Origin of the sequence: Paenibacillus sp. GCM10027630 (assembly GCF_042676305.1) — a bacterium.
Classification (GTDB): Bacteria; Bacillota; Bacilli; order Paenibacillales; family NBRC-103111; genus Paenibacillus_S.
Window position 1 is genome coordinate 17,601 of the sequence record NZ_JBHTGY010000054.1, and the last position, 20,416, is coordinate 38,016.

Here is a 20,416-nt window from a genome sequence, read left to right on the forward strand (position 1 = left end):
GCCAGGATAACCGGCTTACTCAGCAATATAGGAGCAGCAATAGTCCGTCGCTGTTTTCACAACTAGCTTGAACTTGGAGTTCGCAGCAACTGTAAATTCACCCGTACCATTAATTTCAATCCATTCTGTAGAACCCGGAAGCTGAACCGTCAATTCACCGGCGAGAATCTCCATAATTTCTTTTGCATCGGTACCGAACTCATATTCTCCAGGAAGCATAATACCCAAAGTTTTTTTCGTTTCATCTGCGAATATAACTGTGCGGCTTGTTACTTTGCCGTCATAGTAAATATTAGCTTTTTTGACAACCGTTACTTGTTCGAATTGAGACATTATTCTGCTTTTCTCCTTTGGAATGAAGGCCGAACCATCAGGTCCGGCCTCTTCATAATTTTCTTTACTTAACAGCCTAAACCTTTATTTCAAAAGATGCTTCACGCGAGCAACTACATTTTCAACCGTAAAGCCATATTCTTTAATAACAATTGGACCTGGAGCTGAAGCGCCAAAACGATTGATGCCAAGCACTTCGCCTTGATCGCCAACATAACGGTCCCATCCGAAGGAATGGCCCATCTCAACAGCTAGACGCGCTTTTACATCAGGTAGCAGGACGGAATCCTTGTAATCCTGAGGCTGCTTGTCGAACAACTCCCAGCTCGGAATACTGATGACACGCACTTGAATGCCCTCTTCTGCAAGCTGCTTCTGAGCGCCGATAGCAAGCTGAACTTCTGTACCTGTCGCAAGAATTTGCGCTTGTGGTTTACCGTCTGCAGCATCGGACAATACATAAGCTCCGCGACTTAGGGATGCTTTGGCTTGCTCACTGCCTGCCAGCTTAGGAGCTGCTTGACGGGAGAAGATCAAAGCTACTGGGCCCTTCTTGTTCTCAACTGCATAACGCCATGCCGCAGCTGTTTCGTCGCCATCCGCAGGACGAATAACTGTTACACCCGGGATTACGCGAAGCGCCGCTAATTGCTCGATCGGCTCGTGAGTAGGACCGTCTTCGCCAACGCCGATACTGTCATGTGTGAACACATAAATAGCTGGTACATCCATAATCGAAGCCAAACGGATAGCCGGACGTAAGTAGTCGGAGAATACGAAGAACGTACCGCCAAATACTTTCAAACCACCGTGCAGAAGCATACCGTTAACAGCTGCGCCCATACCGAATTCACGTACACCAAAATATACATTTTGTCCGCTATAGTCTTTAGCCGTTACTACGCCAAGGTCTTTCAAATGTGTCATCGTTGAGGATTCCAAGTCAGCGGAACCACCCACCAGCCAAGGTACATTCTTAGCGATTGCATTTAGAACGATACCGGATGCAGTTCGAGTACCTTTCTCAGCTGGAGCCGCTTCAGGAATGTCTTTATCCCAGCCCTCTGGAAGCTCGCCGCTAACAGCCGCTTCGAATTGCTTTGCAAGCTCTGGATAAGCTTTAGCGTATTCAGCAAATTTGCTTTCCCAAGCCGCATTCGCTGCGATACCTTTTTGTTTCACTTCGCCAAAATGTGCGCTTACTTCAGCTGGAACATAGAAATGCTGATCTTCCGGCCAGCCGTATGCTTTTTTAGTCAAAGCTACTTCATCAACACCAAGTGGGGAACCGTGAGGACCAACATGTCCACCTTTACCTGCTTTATTCGGGCTACCGAAGCCGATTACCGTTTTCACCTCAATAAGTGTCGGACGGTCATCATTTTGCGCTTCTTGAACGGCTTTGCCGATTTCGTCCAGATCGTTGCCTTCCTCTACGCGAAGCACTTGCCAGCCGTATCCTTCAAACCGTTTCATAACATTTTCAGAGAATGAAAGGTTTAACTCTCCATCCAGGGAAATATCATTGGAATCATACAGAACTACCAATTTGCCAAGCTTCAAGTGTCCCGCCAGAGAAGCCGCTTCTGAAGAAAGACCCTCCATCAAGTCTCCGTCTCCGCAAATTACATAGGTGTAGTGGTCTACAACGTTAAATGGACCTTTATTATAAGTAGCTGCCAATTGGGCTTCAGCCAATGCCATACCTACCGCCATACCAAAACCTTGTCCCAACGGACCCGTTGTAGCGTCAACCCCTGCAGTATGTCCAACTTCCGGATGCCCAGGTGTTTTGCTTCCCCACATACGGAACTGCTTCAGCTCTTCGATAGGCAGGTCATAACCGCTTAAATGAAGCAGGCTGTACAACAGCATGGAGCCATGTCCTGCAGAGAGAACAAAACGGTCACGGTTAATCCAAGTTGGATTCTCCGGGTTATGGTTCATAAATTTAGCAAACAACGAATATCCCATAGGCGCTGCGCCCATAGGCATACCAGGGTGACCCGATTTGGCCTTCTCAATTGCATCTATGGAAAGCGTGCGGATCGTGTCGATCGACAATTGCTCGATCGCTTTATTAACTACTGTCATTAATAGAACCTCCTAAAGTTTTTAGTGTGACGGCAGAGCCGGAAACCAGTTTTTTACTAAAACTGTAAGCGTCGGTCTTAATGTTAACGTGTGCACAAACCTAACGCACTAGATTTCACTTGCACCATTTTACCATTGTCCATTTCAGTTTGCCACTCAAAAAGTAATACATATGAAAAAATGATATAAAATATAAATCAAAACCCGAAGGAATTGCCAAAAATCTGGCGAATATATAATACTTGATTATTTGAGCTTTATGTTTATTTTGAGCGATGGGAGTCGATCATGAACCATCTATTGGTAGAACTGGCTAACAAACGTCAAACCTATAGAAAGATGCTAAATTTATATTGGATGACCATTATACTAACGGTACTTTTAGAGCATTGGATTCACCGTCTAGGGCCTTCAACCGTATCCAATATATTCACGCAACAGCTAATTCTTCAAACCCTGGGGCTCGCCGCAGTTACTGGCATAACGGAAATGCTGTACCGTTACCGCAAGGTACAAAGCGATAATTTGCTGCTCATAACCGGAATCATCTACGCCTCATCGATCATATATATCAATCCTACTATCGGCATCGTTCCAGCGATATACATTTTTCCCATCCTGACCTCTGTTCTCTCCTTCAACAAGACCCGAATTCTGCTTGCTTTCTCACTGACTCTACTTTGCTTTGTCTGTATGTATGCGTTATCTCCCGATCTTCGTTTCTCTATGCAGCCCATCCATATTTTTGGAGTACTGTTTTTGTATATCGGCGTAACTATTATCGCACTATCGATAACTACAAGCGGCATCGAGCTGCTCGACAATTTGAAGCATGCAACCGAAGCCAGACAAGAGCTGCTGGTAAAAAATATTATTATGGACAGGCTTTCCAAAATCGATGCATTAACCGATCTCTACAATCATAAAACCTTCCATGAATATTTGGAAAAGCTGGTGGAGCAAAACGAACACAACCAGCTCTCACTCCAATTGGCTATTATGGACATCGATAATTTCAAAAAAATTAATGACACATACGGCCATTGGGTCGGTGATATCATGCTGCAGCGGGTAGCCAATATCATTAAAGAAACGGTCACACCCAATGATTTTGTGGCGCGCTACGGAGGTGAGGAATTTGCTGTTATTTTCACCGAAAAAACATTGGAGGAATCCCTCGCCATCGTCGAGCAAGTCCGCCAAAAGCTGGCCGTGAGCCTTCATCCGGAGCTAGAATCCCAAGCGGCAACATTAAGCATCGGATTGCAGAATTATGCCAAAGGCGATGGTAAAGAGGCGCTGTTCAAGGGCGCCGACGCTTCCCTTTATACAGCCAAACGTACCGGCAAAAACAAAACCGTTGTGCATTCCTTAATCAGTGACCCTAAAGGCGCTTGAGAGATGAATGATTTAAGCTTAAGATTGTGGCTGGCACTCGGCATGCTGTTCGATTTGATGGCAGGGTGCATACTGGGCAGCTTTTTTAAAGCTGTCCAATCATTGACCGGGAACGGCGTCTACACCCTGCTGTTAAATGTTGATTTTCTACCGATTCCTGAGAGTTCGGCCTGCCCGTACAGCCTGTTATGAGCTTATCCATCGCAAAATCCATTCAAAAGCAACGAGCAAAAAGAAAGATTGACTATCAATGAGCTTCATCGATGGTCAATCTCTTTTTTTACATAGAATGATGTGATCGTGAATCCTAAGCGGATAAACTGTCTTTGCCCACAATCAAATACACTTGACCCGATGCTTCCACCTCTATCGGGAACGTGGTCACACACCCCTCATCTGGTGATTGCACCAAGCCGTCCTTCACATCGATTTTCCAATCATGCAGTGGACAGAATACGTGGTGGTCGCATACTATGCCTTCCGAAAGCTTCCCATTCTTGTGAGGACATTTATTCTCTACCGCATAAAACTCACCGTTCGACAGCTTAAATATGGCAATCTCTGTGCCCCCTACTCGTACCGTTCTTGATCTGAGCTTGGGAATGTCATCTACATTAGCTATCCATAAACGTTCCATACACTATCACCCCAGGAATAATTTTTTAATAACGGATCTTATAAGAACCTTTTGTAGCCTACGAATTTTTTACCTCACTACATTTATAACACGAACATAACACTAAATTGCATTAAAAAAGCCATATATAGATTTAAAATAAAAATAGTTAACTTCCATGTCATATAAAATAACGTATATTATTAATTTATATGAATTGAACGAATATTTCAATATTTTTATGTAAGTTTATATAACATTAATTTGAGTTTATTTTTGATTAACGAACATTCGATTAAAAGGATAAGTTGATCATTCGTTTTTAAGCATTCTTGAACTTGCTGGGAGCCAAACGTTACATACCCAACCAAGGATTAGGGACTCTGTGAACAAATAAAAGGCTACCAAAAGGGTATCAGTGAATGAATGAGTCCCAAACTATGTACAAAGACGCCTCCAAAACCACCATGTAAGCGGAAATGGAAGCGTCTTTTTTGTAGGGAAATTCCCATCAGAGTGAGGGGTTCGAAAATCGAGAAATGAGTCCGGCCGCTTTTTGGATGTTACTTAAGTGATGGGGCGAGAAGCGATGTTCAAAGGCTGCTTTCAATCTGGAGGAGACCATGATTTGTCGGGGCCGCTGCGAAAGGAAAGAAAATAGATGGAAATCCTCACGCTAATCCAGCGTGGATATCACCCTGAAATCAATCTAACTGGAAAAACTAACTCTAATATAGATGAAATGGTCGGTATCAGCCAAAATACGTAGAATTAGCATGAGGAATTCCAGCTATAAGACTTGGAACGCTATTTTCGGAATAACTAACGTGACATTTTCCTGATAATTGCACGAAGTGCGCCAGACTGCCATGCAATGCCGTAACCGAACCACGAACCCGATACCCCCGATGAATACGCGCTGGAAAGCGACCTCATCTTATTCATCACTAAGAATATACAAGAACAAGAATGTGCAAAAAAGCCTTCAATTATTAAAGTGGAATTGAGGGCTCTTTTGCTACCATCTATTCAGGATAAAATGGTGGAGGGGTTGTCTCAAAATGTCTTTTGGGACAGCCCCTATGCATTTTCCGGCTATTGTTTAATGAGCGCTTGGAAATAGTCGTTTTACCATTTCACTGAATTCGTTGAAGAAGCCGGAGACGGGTTTGCCTTGGCGAACATCTTGTACATACGTATTGATGCGCCCTACAAAATCCGGATTCGTCGATACGTATACATTTTGAATGTTGGAGTCTGCCGCTCTGACCTGCGCAGCGATCTTATCCTCCTCAGCACGTGATAGTTCAACTCCACTTTTCAATACAGCAGCCACATAGGCATTGCGGTTTGTAACAAGCACATTCGCTTGCCGAACTTCGTTCAGTTTCAAAATGTTCGCTACAGCTTGGTCGGCAATTTGGATTCGGTTATCCGTGGCTGCCTGCTGATGAATGGTTCCATTGTTCATATTGGTGCTTTGCTGCTGGACCTTATTGTTAGCCTTGCTACAGCCAACAAACAGTAGTGTCGAAGCAATCATCGTTGCTAAAACCATTTGTTTAGCGAATTGATTCTTTTTCATAAGGTTCTCTCCTTGTTTTAGAAAATGGGGCATGTCTTAGTATGTCGATTTTGGTAAAAAGCATACAAAAAATTACCTTTTATTTTCCATAGAGGATAAAAAAACTGGCAGCCCTCCTCTCTAAAGCGAGCATACCTGCCTAGATTCGGGATAAAGCAAGAGTATCGACTCCCTCCAATTCAGACCATTATGAAAAATCACCCTTCTCTATGTGCAAACTCACATCTGGGGTACCTGAGAGCGAAAACTGCCCCGTCCAAGGAAGTCGTACATATCGGAAGTATTTTTTTCCTTATCACCCGGAAAGCTCACAAAAACAGAGCGATAACGGAATAGCGAGTTCCGTTATCACTCTGTTTTTGAGCATAGCACTCGTATTCGCCCTACATAAAGGAATTCGGCCTTCCGCTATCGCCCCAAATTGGAGGAGGGAGACGGAATAACGGAAATTTTTGCTCCGTTCAAACCCTTAGACGCTCCTAGCAGACTTCGATGCATCCGCACCCCCTCCCCGATCATGGAGTACATTAATACAAATTAAAAAGCGGACCCACTCCCCCAGCTGCCTGCCGGGTTAACGAATCCGCTTTATATTATGAAATCGATAGGATGACAGCTCTCATTAATTAAACACAACCGTCTTATTGCCATGCACAATGACACGGTCTTCTACATGCCACGACACCGCTCTCGCCAGCACAATCCGTTCAATATGCCGACCGATACGCTTAAGGTCGTCAACATTGTCGCGATGGCTGACACGTTGGACGTCCTGCTCAATAATCGGGCCTCCGTCCAGCTCCTCGGTCACATAATGCGCAGTGGCTCCGATGATTTTGACCCCGCGATTATGTGCTTGCGCATAAGGCTTGCCGCCGACAAAGGCAGGGAGGAAGGAATGGTGAATATTGATGATACGATTAGGGAAATGCTCTATGAATTTCGGCGTAATGATCTGCATGTACCGCGCTAACACCACTGCGTCCACTTGATCTACTACCAGCTCCAGCTGCTTTCTCTCCGCATCCGCCTTAGTTTCGGCCGTTACCGGAATATGGTGGTATTCGATACCAAAGGATTCAACCAAGCTCCGCATATCGTTATGATTGCTTATTACCATCGCAATATCGGCTTCCAGATCACCCGCCTGCCACTGCCACAGCAGCTCCAGCAAAGCGTGATCCTCTTTGGAAACAAAGATCGCAAGCTTCTTCTTGCGTCCTGCACGATTGATGCTCCATTTCATTTGAAACTGAGCGGCGACGGACGCAAAATCCGTCTTCAGCTGCTCGCGTCGAGCATCCAGGTTTTCCAAATCAAACTCGATACGGATATAAAACATTCCGCCCTCGGGATCCATCGTATACTGGTCAGATTGCACGATATTAGCTCCATGCTCATATAAAAACCGGGATACAGCGGCAACAATCCCAGGCTGGTCCGGGCAGGATACGAGCATCCTCGCGCGATTCTTCAGATCCTCCCGATTGCTTTTTATTGCTATGTTCGGTGTCATAATAGATTATTGCTCCTCATAGTTTCATAGATTGCTGCTACAGCTGGAATACCTTTTGACCGGCAAGCCATGCTGTTAAGCGGTGATTGATTTGTTCTTCGCTTAGCTCTGGGAACAAGCGATCCTCAGCAAGCTGATCGAATAAGCGTTCCATCGGCTCGCGTCCATCCGCTTTTTTCGCTTTGGCGTCGTTTTTCAGAACCTCCCAGGTTTGCAGCACATAGTCTCTCGAATGTACCTCGCGTTTATTGAAGAAATGGGCGATGCGCTCAACATCCTCCAAGAAATTGGAGCCAAAACGCTTCTCAGCCATTCCGCTCAGCAGTGCGATTTCCGCCTCATACATTGGACGCTGCGTTTTATCTTCCTTACCGATCCAAGGGGTCTCCAGGATAAGCGGCAAAGCTTTAAGCTTGTCATGATGCACAACCCGATTCATCGCTTCGAACCCGATCCATCCCGCTCCAACCGGAGCATGACGGTCCTTGCTCGCGCCCTTCGGATTTTTGCTGTCATTCAGATGCACAACCCCGATCCGATCCAGTCCAACGATTCTGTCAAAATGCTCCAATACGCCATCCAGATCATTAACGATATCATATCCGGCATCATGAACGTGGCATGTGTCGAGACAAACGGACAGCTTCCCGTTATCGGCAACCTTATCGATGATCGCAGCAAGCTCCTCAAAGCTGCGCCCCATCTCCGTACCTTTACCCGCCATCGTTTCCAGCGCAATATTTACATTCGTATCTTTAACGCCTGCCAGCACTTCATTCAAACCTTCGGCAATCCGATTCAAGCCATATTCAGCATCTTTTTCCGTGTAAGCCCCTGGATGAAGAACAATCTGCTTAACACCGATATAATCCGTGCGGCGAATTTCTTCTTGCAAGAAGCGCACAGCGAGCTCAAAGGTATCTTCCTTATAAGAGCCTAAATTAATAATGTAAGGGGCATGAACGATTATTTCGCCAATGCCATGCTTGTCCATCAATGCTTTGCCTTCTTCAATAAATTGCGATTCGATCGGTTTGCGACGCGTATTTTGCGGTGCTCCAGTGTAAATCATAAATGTAGACGAACCATAGGAAATAGCTTCCTCCGCTGCATTCAACAAACCTTTATCAGAAAACGATACATGAGAACCAATAGTAGGCATCGTAAAAGTTCAACTCCTTTGTTTTTTACACTATTTCTATTTTACTAGCATTGCCGGAATAAATCTAGAAATAACAAATAGATTCCACCTTTTTCCAAAAAAACGCCTTATAATTGCCCCTTCCTGATACGATAGACTACTTTTGAAGAAGAACCAATTAAGGTATAATGGATCTAGAGGTGACATTAACGATGAACAATGCTTTTATGTGGTTTATATTCTTTTGGGTGTTTGTGCTCATTACCTTTATGTCCATAGGCGGTTTCTTCATGTTCCGCAAATTTATGAAGGTATTGCCCAAGGAAGACGGCAAATCCAAGCTCGACTGGCAAAATCATTACGTTGAATCATCCCGCCATTTGTGGACGGAGGATTCCAAGACGTTTCTTAATATGCTCGTCGATCCGGTACCTACGCCATTTCGCGATATTGCACGCCATTCCATTGCTGCCAAAATCGGTCAAGTTGCACTGGAAAGCCATGCTGATCAGATCACGCAGGACCATTGTATTAAAGGATATATTCTGGCAACTCCCAAACGGGATTATCGGAGCCTTACTTCATACTTAGATAAGCAGCAGGTCGATTACAGCGCATTTAAGCATCTGCTGAAAGGATAGCCGCTTCACAAGCGTTGCACCATTTTGATCGCACACTCCGCTGTACGCAAAATCGCAAGAGGCTTTCCCAAAAGGGTATCAGTGAATGAATCAGCCCAAACTATATACAAAGACGCCTCCAAAACCACCATATAAGCGGAAATGGAAGCGTCTTTTTTGTAGGGAAATTCCCATCAGAGTGGGGGGGCGAAAATCCAAAAATGAGTCCGGCCGCTTTTTGGATGTTACTTAAGTGATGGGGCGAGAAGCGATGTTCAAAGGCTGCTTTCAATCTTGAGGATTTGTCGGGGCCGCTGCGGAAGGAAAGAAAATAGATGGAAATTGTAACGCTAATCCAGCGTGGATATCGCCTGAAATCAATCTAACTGGAAAAACTAACTCTAATAGAGGTGAAATGGTGGATATCAGCCAAAATACGTAGAATTAGCAGGAGGAATTCCAGCTATAAGACTTGGAACGCTATTTTCGGAGTAACTAACTTGACATTTTCCTGATAATTGCACAGAGTGAGCANACGAACCCGATACCCGCGATGAGTACGCGCTGGAAAGCGACCTCATCTTATTCATCACTAAGAATACACAAGAATGTGCAAAAAAGCCTTCAATCTATTAAAGTGGAATTGAGGGCTCTTTTGCAACCATCTATTCAGGATAAAATGGTGGAGGAGTTGTCTCAAAATGACTTTTGGGACAGCCCCTTTTCACTACTATTTACGGCATGAACCCCTTCATCGTACTCTTACTCAGACAACTGCTTTTTTCCGTCTAATACCGCATCTCCAGAACGCTGTGAATATGAAGCTTTGGCACAATGATTTGGATTCCATTGCCTTTTGAGTCTAAGCTTAAATCCAAAACCGCCCCTTCCGGCCACTGGATGACCTCTTTAATTGCGGTATCATGAAACATCACTTTAACATCGTGCACAGGAGTTATGGATTCAATGGGATCATAAAATGATTGTTTACGGCTGCCTGAATGGCCATTATGGAAATTGATCAGATGAAGATAACGAACCCCGTCCTTCTCCATCAGATTCGCTTCTACAGTAGGCGGAGCTTCAACGGTAAATGGCCTATCCCTATCGTATTTGTTCAACAAATTATTGACGATCCGCCGCAGCCAAAAGTGGTTGTTATCCCAATAGGTTGAAAATATAGGACCTGATATATACAATGCATCACCAAGGCCAAATCGGTTAGCGGTGATTGCCGGAAAATCACTGATCCTGCCCGCAGGTGGAATAGGGTGACGGAATGCTCTCTGCGGCGCCGGAACAGTTAACGGCCACTGTATGTAGCTTAAAGCCTCTGAAGTAGAAGATTTCACCTTGAGAAACGGCCCTTCAACAAGCTGAGGGATCGCTGCGGTACCCTCCCATAGCTCAGTATTTTCGGTCATGTAGGCAAAAGGATATGGAGTTCTGTCCAGATAATCCACGCCAAGCACCTCGGCCAACAAGAAGTTGGTCCTCCCCCCGCCTCCACCTTGGTTCAAGGAAGCTTCCCCTGCCGCCAGCAGCAAACCTCCCCGACGCACGAATTCAGCAAGCCTTTCAGTAGACTGTTGGTTTAACCGTACCGTTTCGGGCAGTACAACAACCTTATATGCCGACAGATTAGGAAAGTCATCATTGAAAAAAATGTCAAACTGGTGATGCCCTTCAATCAGCATCTTGGCAGCACCCAGAGTCGCCGAGTCACCCTGCTCGAAATACCAGTTCTCCGTGTAGCTTCCAATCAGCGCTATGTGCTTCGTCGCAGTGGAGCCGATACACAGCTGCTCCCTCTCCTCTATGAACGAAAAAGCGTCCCCGATAATATCGTATACACCGCTTTGAAGCTTGCCGCTCGGCAGCACCTGATCGCCAATATTAATGACACCGCCGTTTGCCATAATTGTCGCAAACTCATACTTCAGCTGCTCCGCTGTTTTGCAGCTCATCAGCCCCCAGCCCTCCGTAAATCGTACGGTCATAATCTGGACCGGAACAGGAAGGCTGCGAACAAAGCGAGCTCGGATTGAGTGGCATAGAAACGTACCCGATGCAGGCTGAGATTCCCATAGACCGTAATCGCTTGTCGCATTAATTTCTGCAGGCTCACCCATTTTCCAGGCACCGTTGCAGTTAACGAGCACTTCCGGACGAATAGCCTTAACGACATCGTAAATTTCCTGCATACAACGGGCGGCGGATTGCTTCGCAAATCCATTGACCAGCTTGGGGTTGGATGCGAGCAGCTCAGGTGTCAGCTCCATACTGTATTCTTCTGAAAACTTCTTTTGGCAATACCGGCAGAAGCAATGGTGATCCCACAGATAGGGAATATCGATCAAATAACCGTCCATCGGATATTTCTCTGTAATTTCTTTGAGCTGCGGGATCACGAGCTCCTCACGATAAGGGCTGTTGATGCACGGAAGCTCCCATACCGTTCCTTTACCTCCACGTTTGTTGCCGTCCTTATCAATCTGATACCAATCAGGGTTATGTTCTACGGCATAAGCATCCGTCCCCAATGAATAGTAGGCAATCACCTTAATATTGTGTTTATGGGCCTCCTCCAGCACTTCTCCGAAAAAGTCCTGAGCAAGCCCCCTGTGCTTGTGACCTACTTGGTTGTCGTAAAAAGCATTACCGAAATGACATTTCGTAAAAATACCGATAACGTTAACTTTTGCCCGGACAAACTCAGCTACGAAGGTCTCGGCATTAAAATCCTTAATCGCATCATAAGGAAATTCCGGCATATGAAAATCGACATGCACCTGGCGTATATGACTGCTGAACCAATTATCTTTCACTGTTCAAGCTCCCCTCTCCTCACTTACTTACTCCTCATTCACCTATCTATAAAACACTTCCCGCGTCATCGGGAACACTCTGCATATTGCGAAGCAGCCGGTTCAGCAGCTTCTCTTTCATTTCCGCTACAATGTCGCGGAATTCTGGATCATCAGCAAGATTCCGCTGCTCGTAAGGATCTTCGAGTAAATCGTAGAGCGAAATCCGATCGGGCGGCAAATTCACCGGCCGCCCGAAGGCCGGGCCATGATAGGGTGCCGCCTGCAGCTCCTTGCGCGTGTCCCGGGTCAAGTCGCCGTACATCAGCTTGTATCTGCCGTCATAGAGCATTTTATCGCTGCCCATCTCACAGAAGGCATCCATCCGATGAGTCTCCACATCCCCTGTCAGCAGAGGCTTCAAGCTCAAACCCTGATCCAAATAATGGCTTGAGCAGCCTGCAAAATCACATACCGTCTGCCCAATATCGATAAGCTCGGCAATCGCTTCGCTAGCTGCACCTTGCCTAATCCCGGGACCCGCGGCGATAAACGGAACATGAACGGATCCCTCGTACAGATTGATTTTCCCCCAAAAGCCATGGTCCCCTGCATTGTCACCGTGATCCGAAGTATACAAGATGACCGTGTGATCCAGCTTCCCTGCCACCTCAAGGGTGCCCAGCACTCGCCCGATCCTATCATCCACCTCCGTAATGCAGGCAGCATAAGCTTGCCACTTGGCGAGCTCACGGCGTCTGCCCTCCCCTGCTGTACCTGAAGGAATCCGATCCCCCATATTGATATCGCTTACATTTAGATCCCTATAGGCTTGTGGCGCATCATAAGGATCATGTGGCCCAACAAAACCAAGATGAAGATAAAACGGCTTATGCGGTGAAACCTGCTCCAGAAATTCGCAAGCTTTGCGAGCGATGTAAGCATCCTGGGTAAATTCCTTATCCCAGGGCCATGCCTCCTCCGGCTGCATCGTAGCGTTCCCCTGCCGGAACCGGCCGGTCCAGCTTCTGTAGGCTTCGAGCAGGCCCTGCTCCCGCAGAAAGCGGGTGTATTGGCATTCGCAGCCGATGCTGCCGCTGCCCATCTTGCCTGAGGTTTCGTGCACATGCTCGAATCCAAGTGTGTGAACATCCGCTTCATGTGCGATAAAATCGCCATCCCAAACATGGACATGATGATGCAGCTTGCCGATCATCGCCGTGTGATAGCCATTCCCTCTCAAGGCATGCAGAAACGTCGGGATCTGCGGATTTATCGCATGGCGGTTAGTGAAGCAGCCGGTATTCATTGGATACCGGCCTGATGTGATCGCAATACGTGAAGGAACGCAGAGCGGGGCATTGCAATAAGTCCGGTTAACCATTGTTCCGCGAGCCGCCAAACGGTCCAAATTCGGGGTCTTAATTGATTCCTCGCCTGCACAGCCCATATAATCCCAGCGGTGATGATCGGATGTAATCAGGATCACATTAGGCTTCACTCCTGATCCTAAGCCATTTTCCAAGAGATTCGCTCCTTTGCAGTTGTTTTGAAAGCATGCTTTCATTCACGGTTTTTAATGATTCCTTCCACAGCAGCACCGCCTGAGCTTTACATATCACTTTTTCGTAAATTTGGCATATTCCGCGTTTAATTCATCAATGATCTTGTCTCCCCCGTTGCTCTTCCACTGATCGATCGCCTTCTTCCAGCCAGCATCGTCCACCTCTCCATAAATGTATTTGACACGTGCATCATTTATTAATTTATCCAGCTCGCTGCCCTTTTCGATCTGTGTATTCGAGACAAGAGGCAGAGTCGGGTTAGCTACGGCTATAGATGTGTTTTCCACATACGTTTTATTTACCTTCTCATCCATTGGAGAACCCGTCATGAGCTTAGGCTTCCAATCCGTGATCAGCAGCTCGATGACCGATGTTACTTCTTCGTCGTACAGCTTTTGATCGAGTCGAACCGGCTTGCCGTTCTCCATCTTATAATGCCGCCCTTCAATACCATTAACGAGCAGCTGCTCCACCTTCGGATCGGATAATTGATTGATAAACTCAAGCGTATCCTTCAGCTCACTTTCCGATTTAATGCTTGATTTGGGGAACATGTACATCCCGTTAAATCCATTGGAGGCAAACACCCTCTCCCCTTTGGGTCCTTTGATACGTGTGACGAAGTCCAGCTTCGCATTCGGGTTAGCCTGATATAAGGCCGCCCAGTTAGGAATAGTAGCATGAGCGACAACCGCCGGATATAGACCCGCCTTTTCCTTGGCAATCGCATCCCATGCCTGCCCTTGTTGAATGGCTGCGAAGTCCTGGTTCATCAGCTTTTCGCTGAACATTTTACGGTAAAACTTCATAGCCTCCATATACTCATCCGTGGTGAAATCCGGGAACAGCTTACCATCCTTCACCCCATAACCGTTAGGAGCCCCAAACCAGGCGAGAGCGTTGCCGAAGCCTTGTTGGCTGAGCAGCTTGGGCATGAATTCGACCAGCCCGTAGGTATCTTTTTTACCATTCCTATCCGGGTCCTGCTCCGTAAATGCTTTGGCCATTTGATAAACATCATCTATCGTTTCCGGCGGCTTCATACCCAGATTGTTCAGCCAGTCTTTGCGGTACAGCAGCATCTGCAGGCCAAGCGGACGCTGATGCGGCATGCCGTACAGCTTCCCATCGATAGAGGCGTTGTAGGTTGTTTGCTCGTTGTACAAGCTTTTTAAATTCGGATAGTCCTTCAGGTAACCGCCAACTTCCCAGAACATATTGGAGCGAACACCGGATAGAATCGTAGAAAGCTTGTTGTTTTGCACATTCATTACCATCGGAAGCTGGCCCGAGGCTATAGTTGCATTCACCTTATTATCATAAGCAGAGTTCGGAACCCAAGTAATATCCAGCTTCGTATTGGTCATCTCTTCAATCTTTTTGACCATAATGTTGTCTTTCTTAGGTGGCTCGGCAAAATAATATACCATCATCAGGCTGATTTTCTTAGGCTCTTTAGCTTGTTCTTTAGGCGGAGTCTTCGTCTGCTGCGCATTAGCGTCTACGGAAGGCGTACCTTTATCTGCCGATTTCCCACCACCGGCGTTGCTCCCCCCACTACATCCTGCCAGCAAACCCGCAAGCACAATAACCGGACTGATATAGCCTATGCTTTTGGACAAAAGCTTCTTCTTGTTCATTTTGCTTTCCCTCCATAAATTAAATTGAGCTTACATTTTGAAACGGACTTTTAAACGACTCAACCTTTAACCGATCCCAGCAAAATCCCTTTGGTAAAATGCTTCTGCAAAAAAGGATACACCATCAATATAGGAAGTGTGGAAAGGACAATCATGGCCATGTTCACGGTTTGCGCTGGAATGTTAAAGCTGTCCTGATTCGATTCGCCAAGACCTCCCTGAGATAAAATGATCAGCTGCCGAACAAGAACCTGAAGCGGCCATTTCTCAGTGTCGTTAATGTACAGGATGGCTGTAAAATAGCTGTTCCAATGGCCTACTGCGTAAAACATGACGAAGGTGACAATGACCGGCAACGAGAGGGGGATCACTATACGGAATAAAATACCCAGATCATTGCAGCCGTCCATTTTGGCCGACTCCTCCAAGCCTTCAGGCAGCTGTTGGAAAAAGTTTTTCATAACTATCAGGTTGAAGGCGTTAATCGCCCCGGGAATCATCAATGACCAATAGCTGTCCAGCAGCCCCATCGTTTTGACTATCAGGAAGGTTGGGATCATCCCCCCGCTGAACAGCATTGAGAAAATGACCATTAGCAGGATAGGCTGTCGACCCTTCAGTTCTTTGCGGGCTAACGCGTAAGCCATCAGCACAGTAAACAAAATATTGATGAAAGTACCGACCGCCGTAATATAAATGGAAACCCCTAACCCCCGAATAACCGCCTCGGAAGCCAACAAATAACTATAAGCGTCTAACGTCAGACGGGAAGGAATAAGGACAAAGCCTTGTTTAGTTAACTCGTCCGCTGGTGTCAGAGAGCCTGCCAAAATATAAAGAAACGGAATGATCGTTGCAATCGCGAACATTGTCAGCAGCAAGTAATTGATCCCATCGAACAACAGGCTGCCCACCGATTTGCCACCTTTTCGTTTTACCGCGATATACGGCCTCTGTCCGGCCTTAGCTTGCTTTTGCATAGTTTCCACCCGCTAGTAAACTCCTTCCTCCCCGAACCTTTTGGCGATGTAATTCGCACTCAGCACCAAAACGAGTCCGATCACGGATTTGAACAATCCAACAGAGGTGCTGTAGCTGAAAAGCCCCTGCTGTATACCAATGCTGTACACATAAGTATCGAATACTTCCCCTACCTGACGGTTTAGCGGGTTTAACATCAGAAAAATTTGCTCAAAACCGGTGTCAAGAAAGCTCCCCAGACGAAGAATTAACAAAATAATGATCGTGCTGCGGATGGCCGGAAGTGTAATATGGTACAGCTGTCTAAGCCGATTGGCGCCGTCCATGTGTGCAGCTTCATAAAGCTGTGGATCAACCCCGGCTAGTGCTGCGAGAAAAATGATTGTTCCCCATCCGGTTTCCTTCCACATCAGCTCCGAAACGACCATCGTACGGAACCAGGCTTCACTAACAAGAAAGTTCAATTTCTCCCATCCAAGTGCTGCGATCCACTCATTTACGATACCGCCCTCTGTTGTGAAGAAGATATAGGCGATTCCGACTACAACGACCCATGAGATAAAGTGGGGGATATAGATAAGTGTCTGCACCGTACGCTTAAACAGCTCTTTTCTCACTTCATTGAGCATCAAAGCAATCACTATAGGCAGAGGGAAAAAGAAGACCAGGTTATAGAAGGCAAGCACGAATGTATTGCGAAACAGCATCCAAAAAACCGGATCTTCAAAAAAACGTTCAAAATGCTTCAACCCTACCCATTTACTAGCCAAAAAACCCTGAAACACCTGATAATCTTGAAAAGCAATCAAAACTCCCCACATCGGTATATATTTGAAGATGACAAAGTAAAAAAATCCGGGTGCCAGCATCAAATACAGCCAGCGATATTTGGATACATAAGAGAGCAGGTACAAACGATCCAATGGGTTAACCCCTCCATTCTGCATTAGTGAGCCGCTTGCCATCAATATAGAGGCTCCCGCCTGTAACGTCTACAATCTCTAGAGATCATTCGAGTCTACGGAGGGAGCAATAATCATCTGAGATCATCTAATCATTTTGGAAATAAATGCAGCGGTAGTGCGAGAGGAGCGCAGTCTATTTCGAAAAAACTTCCGGGAAGATCATCGAATTTTGGGTGCAGACCCCTACATTTGTGCGTTGGGAGGGAATTGGGTATGGGGTTCCAATCGCTGTTGAAATCGTATGCTATGAATTTATTTAGCGGTACACATACGATTTCAAAGGCGGACGCTGTCGCTTTTCCACCCCATACCCATTCCCTCTTTTGTTCTACTCGGTCTGTGCTGCTTCCTTATTCTCCAGTGGGGAATGGACATTCAACCAGTTCCTCGATAATCGATCTGCTCTGTAGGGATCGTTCGCTCCGACTCAAGCTCTTAACGGAACGTCATTCCTCTATTTGCCCTGCAAGCCTTCAAATTCATAATTACACGGAACTACAATGCTTTATTTCATCTCCGCCCGGCTCGAAATGCCCCGTTTCAAGCAAATAAGTGATCAACGTTCCGTCTCACTTGAATAATCGCGTCTGCATAGCTAATTAACGCACTCCAGTTCCTTTAGCCTGCCGATTAGGTGGTAACTAATTGAACGAAGCCAAATACGCTCTCGTTCAACAGAAAAAAATCCGCACATAGCTTACATGCGGATTCATCCCAGCAGTTCTTATTTGACCTTGACCTTCATCATTCGTCACATCCAGGTTTTATACTGCTCCCGGTACTTGCCTGGGGTCATGCCTTCCATTTTGCGAAAGTAGCGGATAAAATTCTGGGCATTGTTGTACTGCAGCCTTTCCGCTATTTCATTTATTTTCATTTGCGTCTGGGTGAGCCATTTCTTGGCTGTTTGAAGCCTATGTGCCGATACATATTCGCTGAAGCTGACCCCCACATCACGGCGGAACACCCTCTTCACATGGCTTGGATGAAAATGCAGCCGCACCGCACACGCCTCAAGCGTCAAGTCCGTTTCGAGCGACTCGTGGATTATTTTCAGCACCTTATCGGTTATAGTTGTATCCTGAGCTGCTCTTGCTTGCTCCACCGCTTCAACAACCTTGCCGATAATGTCTTCACGAAACCAATGCTCGATCTCGGATGCTGAATTCATTTCAAGCAGTCTTTCAAAAAGCGATTGATGCCTTTCACCCGCGAGATCCCAAGTAACTCCCATTTGGTTAGCCAAATCGATCAATTCGATGAGAAGCCTTGCAGAAAAAACCTGATAATCCTGATGGGTGCATTCCTTGGAAAAAACATCCTTAATAAATTGGCTGAGCAGCTCGTCAACCCGCTCGATTTCCAACAGCTTAATCGCATCCAACATATCCCCGACAATAGCTTCCGGATAATTAGGCTTAACACGCTGGACCGGCTGTTGATCCTCAATAAAAATAACCGCTTCCTGCCCTATTCTCATCCGGTATTTTAGCGCTTCCAGACCTTCCTGATACGCTCTTGGCATATCGCTCCACTTGGAGTATGGCCGGCTGACGCCGATACTGATTTTGAGTCCGAGGAAGCCACGAATTGTAGCCTGGATGTTTTCTGCCGTCACATATAGGCTGTTTTTAAATGCCTCCCTGTCATCCGTATCGCTCCCAACCAACGTGACCTGTGACGGATGGATCAGAATCGGGCTCAGTCTGTTTTCTGCAGGGATGATGTCGCTAATCATATTATTGATAGCAAATAGCAATAAATCTTTATCTGATTCGCGAAATCGGCAGCCCTCGAAGGTGTCGATTTGGGTGACTAATACAGCTTTGGTTTTCCAAGCGGATGAAGAATGAAACATTTTCAGGCTTTCACTAATATCTGTCGTCATAACCTCACCTTGAAGCAGCTTGACAACAAAATAGTCCTTCAACTGCTGAAGATGTCTCTGCATTTGCGTTTCCATTTGATTTTGCGTCAGCTTCATCGTTTGGAAGCGTTCGCTGATGAACTGGAATTCGTCCTGCGTTCTCAGATCACTTAGAGGAACAGAGTCTGGATCGGATGCTCCCTTGACAGCTTCATACAGCTTGAGTATCGGACGGTACAATCTCCTAGAGTGCAGGTAAGTGATAACAGAAGCAGCCGCAACAATGCCTAAACAAATCAGAAATGTAATCCAGCCGATGGCTCTCGATTCGCGGGTAACCTCAACAATGGGCGCCATGGTAACATATTTCCAATCATTATATGAAGATCGAAGGAGGTTAACGGACACATCCTTGTCCATCCATACCGCCTTGAATGTGTTCGGAGGGTTTGGTTGATTCATAATATTGCCAAGCGGTTCATCCATGGGAAAGTGCTGTCCATTTATGGAGCCATCCGGACTGGACAAGACGGTATTATTCTCATCCAAAACGTAGGTTTTGCCGCCTCCCGGAATATTTTCTACTAATTTACTGATTTCACCTGGTGCGATTTTAATAACGACTACCATTGTGGGAGCTTGGGAATTTAAGGGTAGCTTGCGGATCAAATGAATACCGTAGCCTTTCCCGATCGTTGAGGTTAAGGGATTGTTGGAGAATGAGGCAGACCAGAAGGAGTTTTTACTGTTTTTGATATATACCATATCCATATTCACTGCATAGTCGTCAAAACGGTACATCCCGCTATTTTCAATAATCCACTTTTGCGACATGTTAATGAGTTGAACATCTTGAATCCCCAGATCATAAGATTGAATACGCTGCATGAACTCACGAAGCTCCTGAATCATTTGAAACTCACGGTAAGAAAGCTCACGATCCAGCGAGTTATTTACCAATGGCGAAGTGACGAGCTGCATCGATGCGGCATCAACCGCTTTCAGAAATTGCTCAACGCGAAGTTCGGTTTGCAGCGTAATCTGCGAGTTGCCTTCATTTACTTTCTGCAGCGCGATGCCAGATGACTTGTAGTAGGAGAAGCTCCCCAGCACAATGACGGGAAGGATGACAATGAACACGCTGTACCAAAACAATCGCGAAAAATATTTGGACAGCAAAATAGTTTTCATGTCCGTTCCCCGCCCTTCGAATTTACAAACAATGGTCACTGACCTATATGTATTTATTATAACAAGAAAGCCTGGTGGAATTGAACATGATTTATAT

At 46.0% G+C, this 20,416-nt stretch carries 15 protein-coding genes; 3 read left to right on the top strand and 12 right to left on the bottom strand.

Annotation, left to right across the window (positions count from 1 at the left end; all coding sequences use genetic code 11):
• Window positions 1–15: 15 nt before the first annotated feature.
• Both ppnP and tkt read right to left on the bottom strand, forming a co-directional pair.
• On the bottom strand, window positions 16–333 hold the full coding sequence (gene ppnP / locus ACFQ0C_RS25860) for a pyrimidine/purine nucleoside phosphorylase (RefSeq protein ID WP_379370888.1): 318 nt from the start codon (window positions 331–333) through the stop codon (window positions 16–18).
• An 84-nt stretch (window positions 334–417) separates the two neighbouring features.
• Window positions 418–2,427 (bottom strand): transketolase, encoded by a 2,010-nt coding sequence (gene tkt, locus ACFQ0C_RS25865; protein ID WP_379370890.1) that lies wholly within the window; start codon window positions 2,425–2,427, stop codon window positions 418–420.
• A gap of 288 nt (window positions 2,428–2,715) precedes the next feature.
• Here tkt and ACFQ0C_RS25870 point away from each other — a divergent pair, with 288 nt between their 5' ends.
• Both ACFQ0C_RS25870 and ACFQ0C_RS25875 read left to right on the top strand, forming a co-directional pair.
• Window positions 2,716–3,825 carry a GGDEF domain-containing protein gene (locus ACFQ0C_RS25870; protein ID WP_379370892.1) on the top strand — a complete coding sequence of 370 codons (1,110 nt, stop codon included), beginning with the start codon at window positions 2,716–2,718 and terminating at the stop codon, window positions 3,823–3,825.
• A 3-nt stretch (window positions 3,826–3,828) separates the two neighbouring features.
• Window positions 3,829–4,017: a hypothetical protein gene (locus ACFQ0C_RS25875; RefSeq protein WP_379370894.1), complete on the top strand. Its 189-nt coding sequence runs from the start codon at window positions 3,829–3,831 to the stop codon at window positions 4,015–4,017.
• A gap of 115 nt (window positions 4,018–4,132) precedes the next feature.
• On the opposite strand, the gene nirD is transcribed toward ACFQ0C_RS25875, so the two are convergent.
• The 4 genes from nirD to ACFQ0C_RS25895 form a co-directional block, all read right to left on the bottom strand.
• Window positions 4,133–4,462, bottom strand: a complete 330-nt coding sequence (gene nirD / locus ACFQ0C_RS25880; RefSeq protein ID WP_379370896.1) for a nitrite reductase small subunit NirD — start codon at window positions 4,460–4,462, stop codon at window positions 4,133–4,135.
• Between the two features lie 1,081 nt (window positions 4,463–5,543).
• Entirely contained in the window at window positions 5,544–6,026 is a 483-nt protein-coding gene (locus tag ACFQ0C_RS25885) for a YhcN/YlaJ family sporulation lipoprotein (protein WP_379370898.1), read from the bottom strand.
• A 622-nt stretch (window positions 6,027–6,648) separates the two neighbouring features.
• A complete protein-coding gene (gene purU / locus ACFQ0C_RS25890; protein ID WP_258214085.1) occupies window positions 6,649–7,542 on the bottom strand; it encodes a formyltetrahydrofolate deformylase in 894 nt (297 codons plus the stop codon).
• A gap of 37 nt (window positions 7,543–7,579) precedes the next feature.
• A complete protein-coding gene (locus tag ACFQ0C_RS25895) occupies window positions 7,580–8,704 on the bottom strand; it encodes a deoxyribonuclease IV (RefSeq protein WP_379370901.1) in 1,125 nt (374 codons plus the stop codon).
• 191 nt (window positions 8,705–8,895) lie between these two features.
• Between ACFQ0C_RS25895 and ACFQ0C_RS25900 the strand changes: the two genes are divergently transcribed.
• Window positions 8,896–9,324: a DUF2621 domain-containing protein gene (locus tag ACFQ0C_RS25900; RefSeq protein ID WP_258214083.1), complete on the top strand. Its 429-nt coding sequence runs from the start codon at window positions 8,896–8,898 to the stop codon at window positions 9,322–9,324.
• A 767-nt stretch (window positions 9,325–10,091) separates the two neighbouring features.
• Here the strand turns inward: ACFQ0C_RS25900 and ACFQ0C_RS25905 are convergent.
• From ACFQ0C_RS25905 to ACFQ0C_RS25930, 6 genes are all read right to left on the bottom strand, one after another.
• Window positions 10,092–12,131: a family 10 glycosylhydrolase gene (locus ACFQ0C_RS25905; protein ID WP_379370903.1), complete on the bottom strand. Its 2,040-nt coding sequence runs from the start codon at window positions 12,129–12,131 to the stop codon at window positions 10,092–10,094.
• Window positions 12,132–12,177: 46 nt separating this feature from the next.
• On the bottom strand, window positions 12,178–13,635 hold the full coding sequence (locus tag ACFQ0C_RS25910) for a sulfatase family protein (RefSeq protein ID WP_379370905.1): 1,458 nt from the start codon (window positions 13,633–13,635) through the stop codon (window positions 12,178–12,180).
• Between the two features lie 93 nt (window positions 13,636–13,728).
• Window positions 13,729–15,315 (bottom strand): extracellular solute-binding protein, encoded by a 1,587-nt coding sequence (locus ACFQ0C_RS25915; RefSeq protein ID WP_379370907.1) that lies wholly within the window; start codon window positions 15,313–15,315, stop codon window positions 13,729–13,731.
• A gap of 59 nt (window positions 15,316–15,374) precedes the next feature.
• Window positions 15,375–16,295: a carbohydrate ABC transporter permease gene (locus ACFQ0C_RS25920; RefSeq protein ID WP_379370936.1), complete on the bottom strand. Its 921-nt coding sequence runs from the start codon at window positions 16,293–16,295 to the stop codon at window positions 15,375–15,377.
• 12 nt (window positions 16,296–16,307) lie between these two features.
• Window positions 16,308–17,165, bottom strand: coding sequence for an ABC transporter permease (locus ACFQ0C_RS25925; protein WP_379370938.1), 858 nt, complete (start codon window positions 17,163–17,165; stop codon window positions 16,308–16,310).
• Window positions 17,166–18,012: 847 nt separating this feature from the next.
• Window positions 18,013–20,319, bottom strand: a complete 2,307-nt coding sequence (locus tag ACFQ0C_RS25930; protein WP_379370909.1) for a helix-turn-helix domain-containing protein — start codon at window positions 20,317–20,319, stop codon at window positions 18,013–18,015.
• Window positions 20,320–20,416 lie beyond the last annotated feature (97 nt).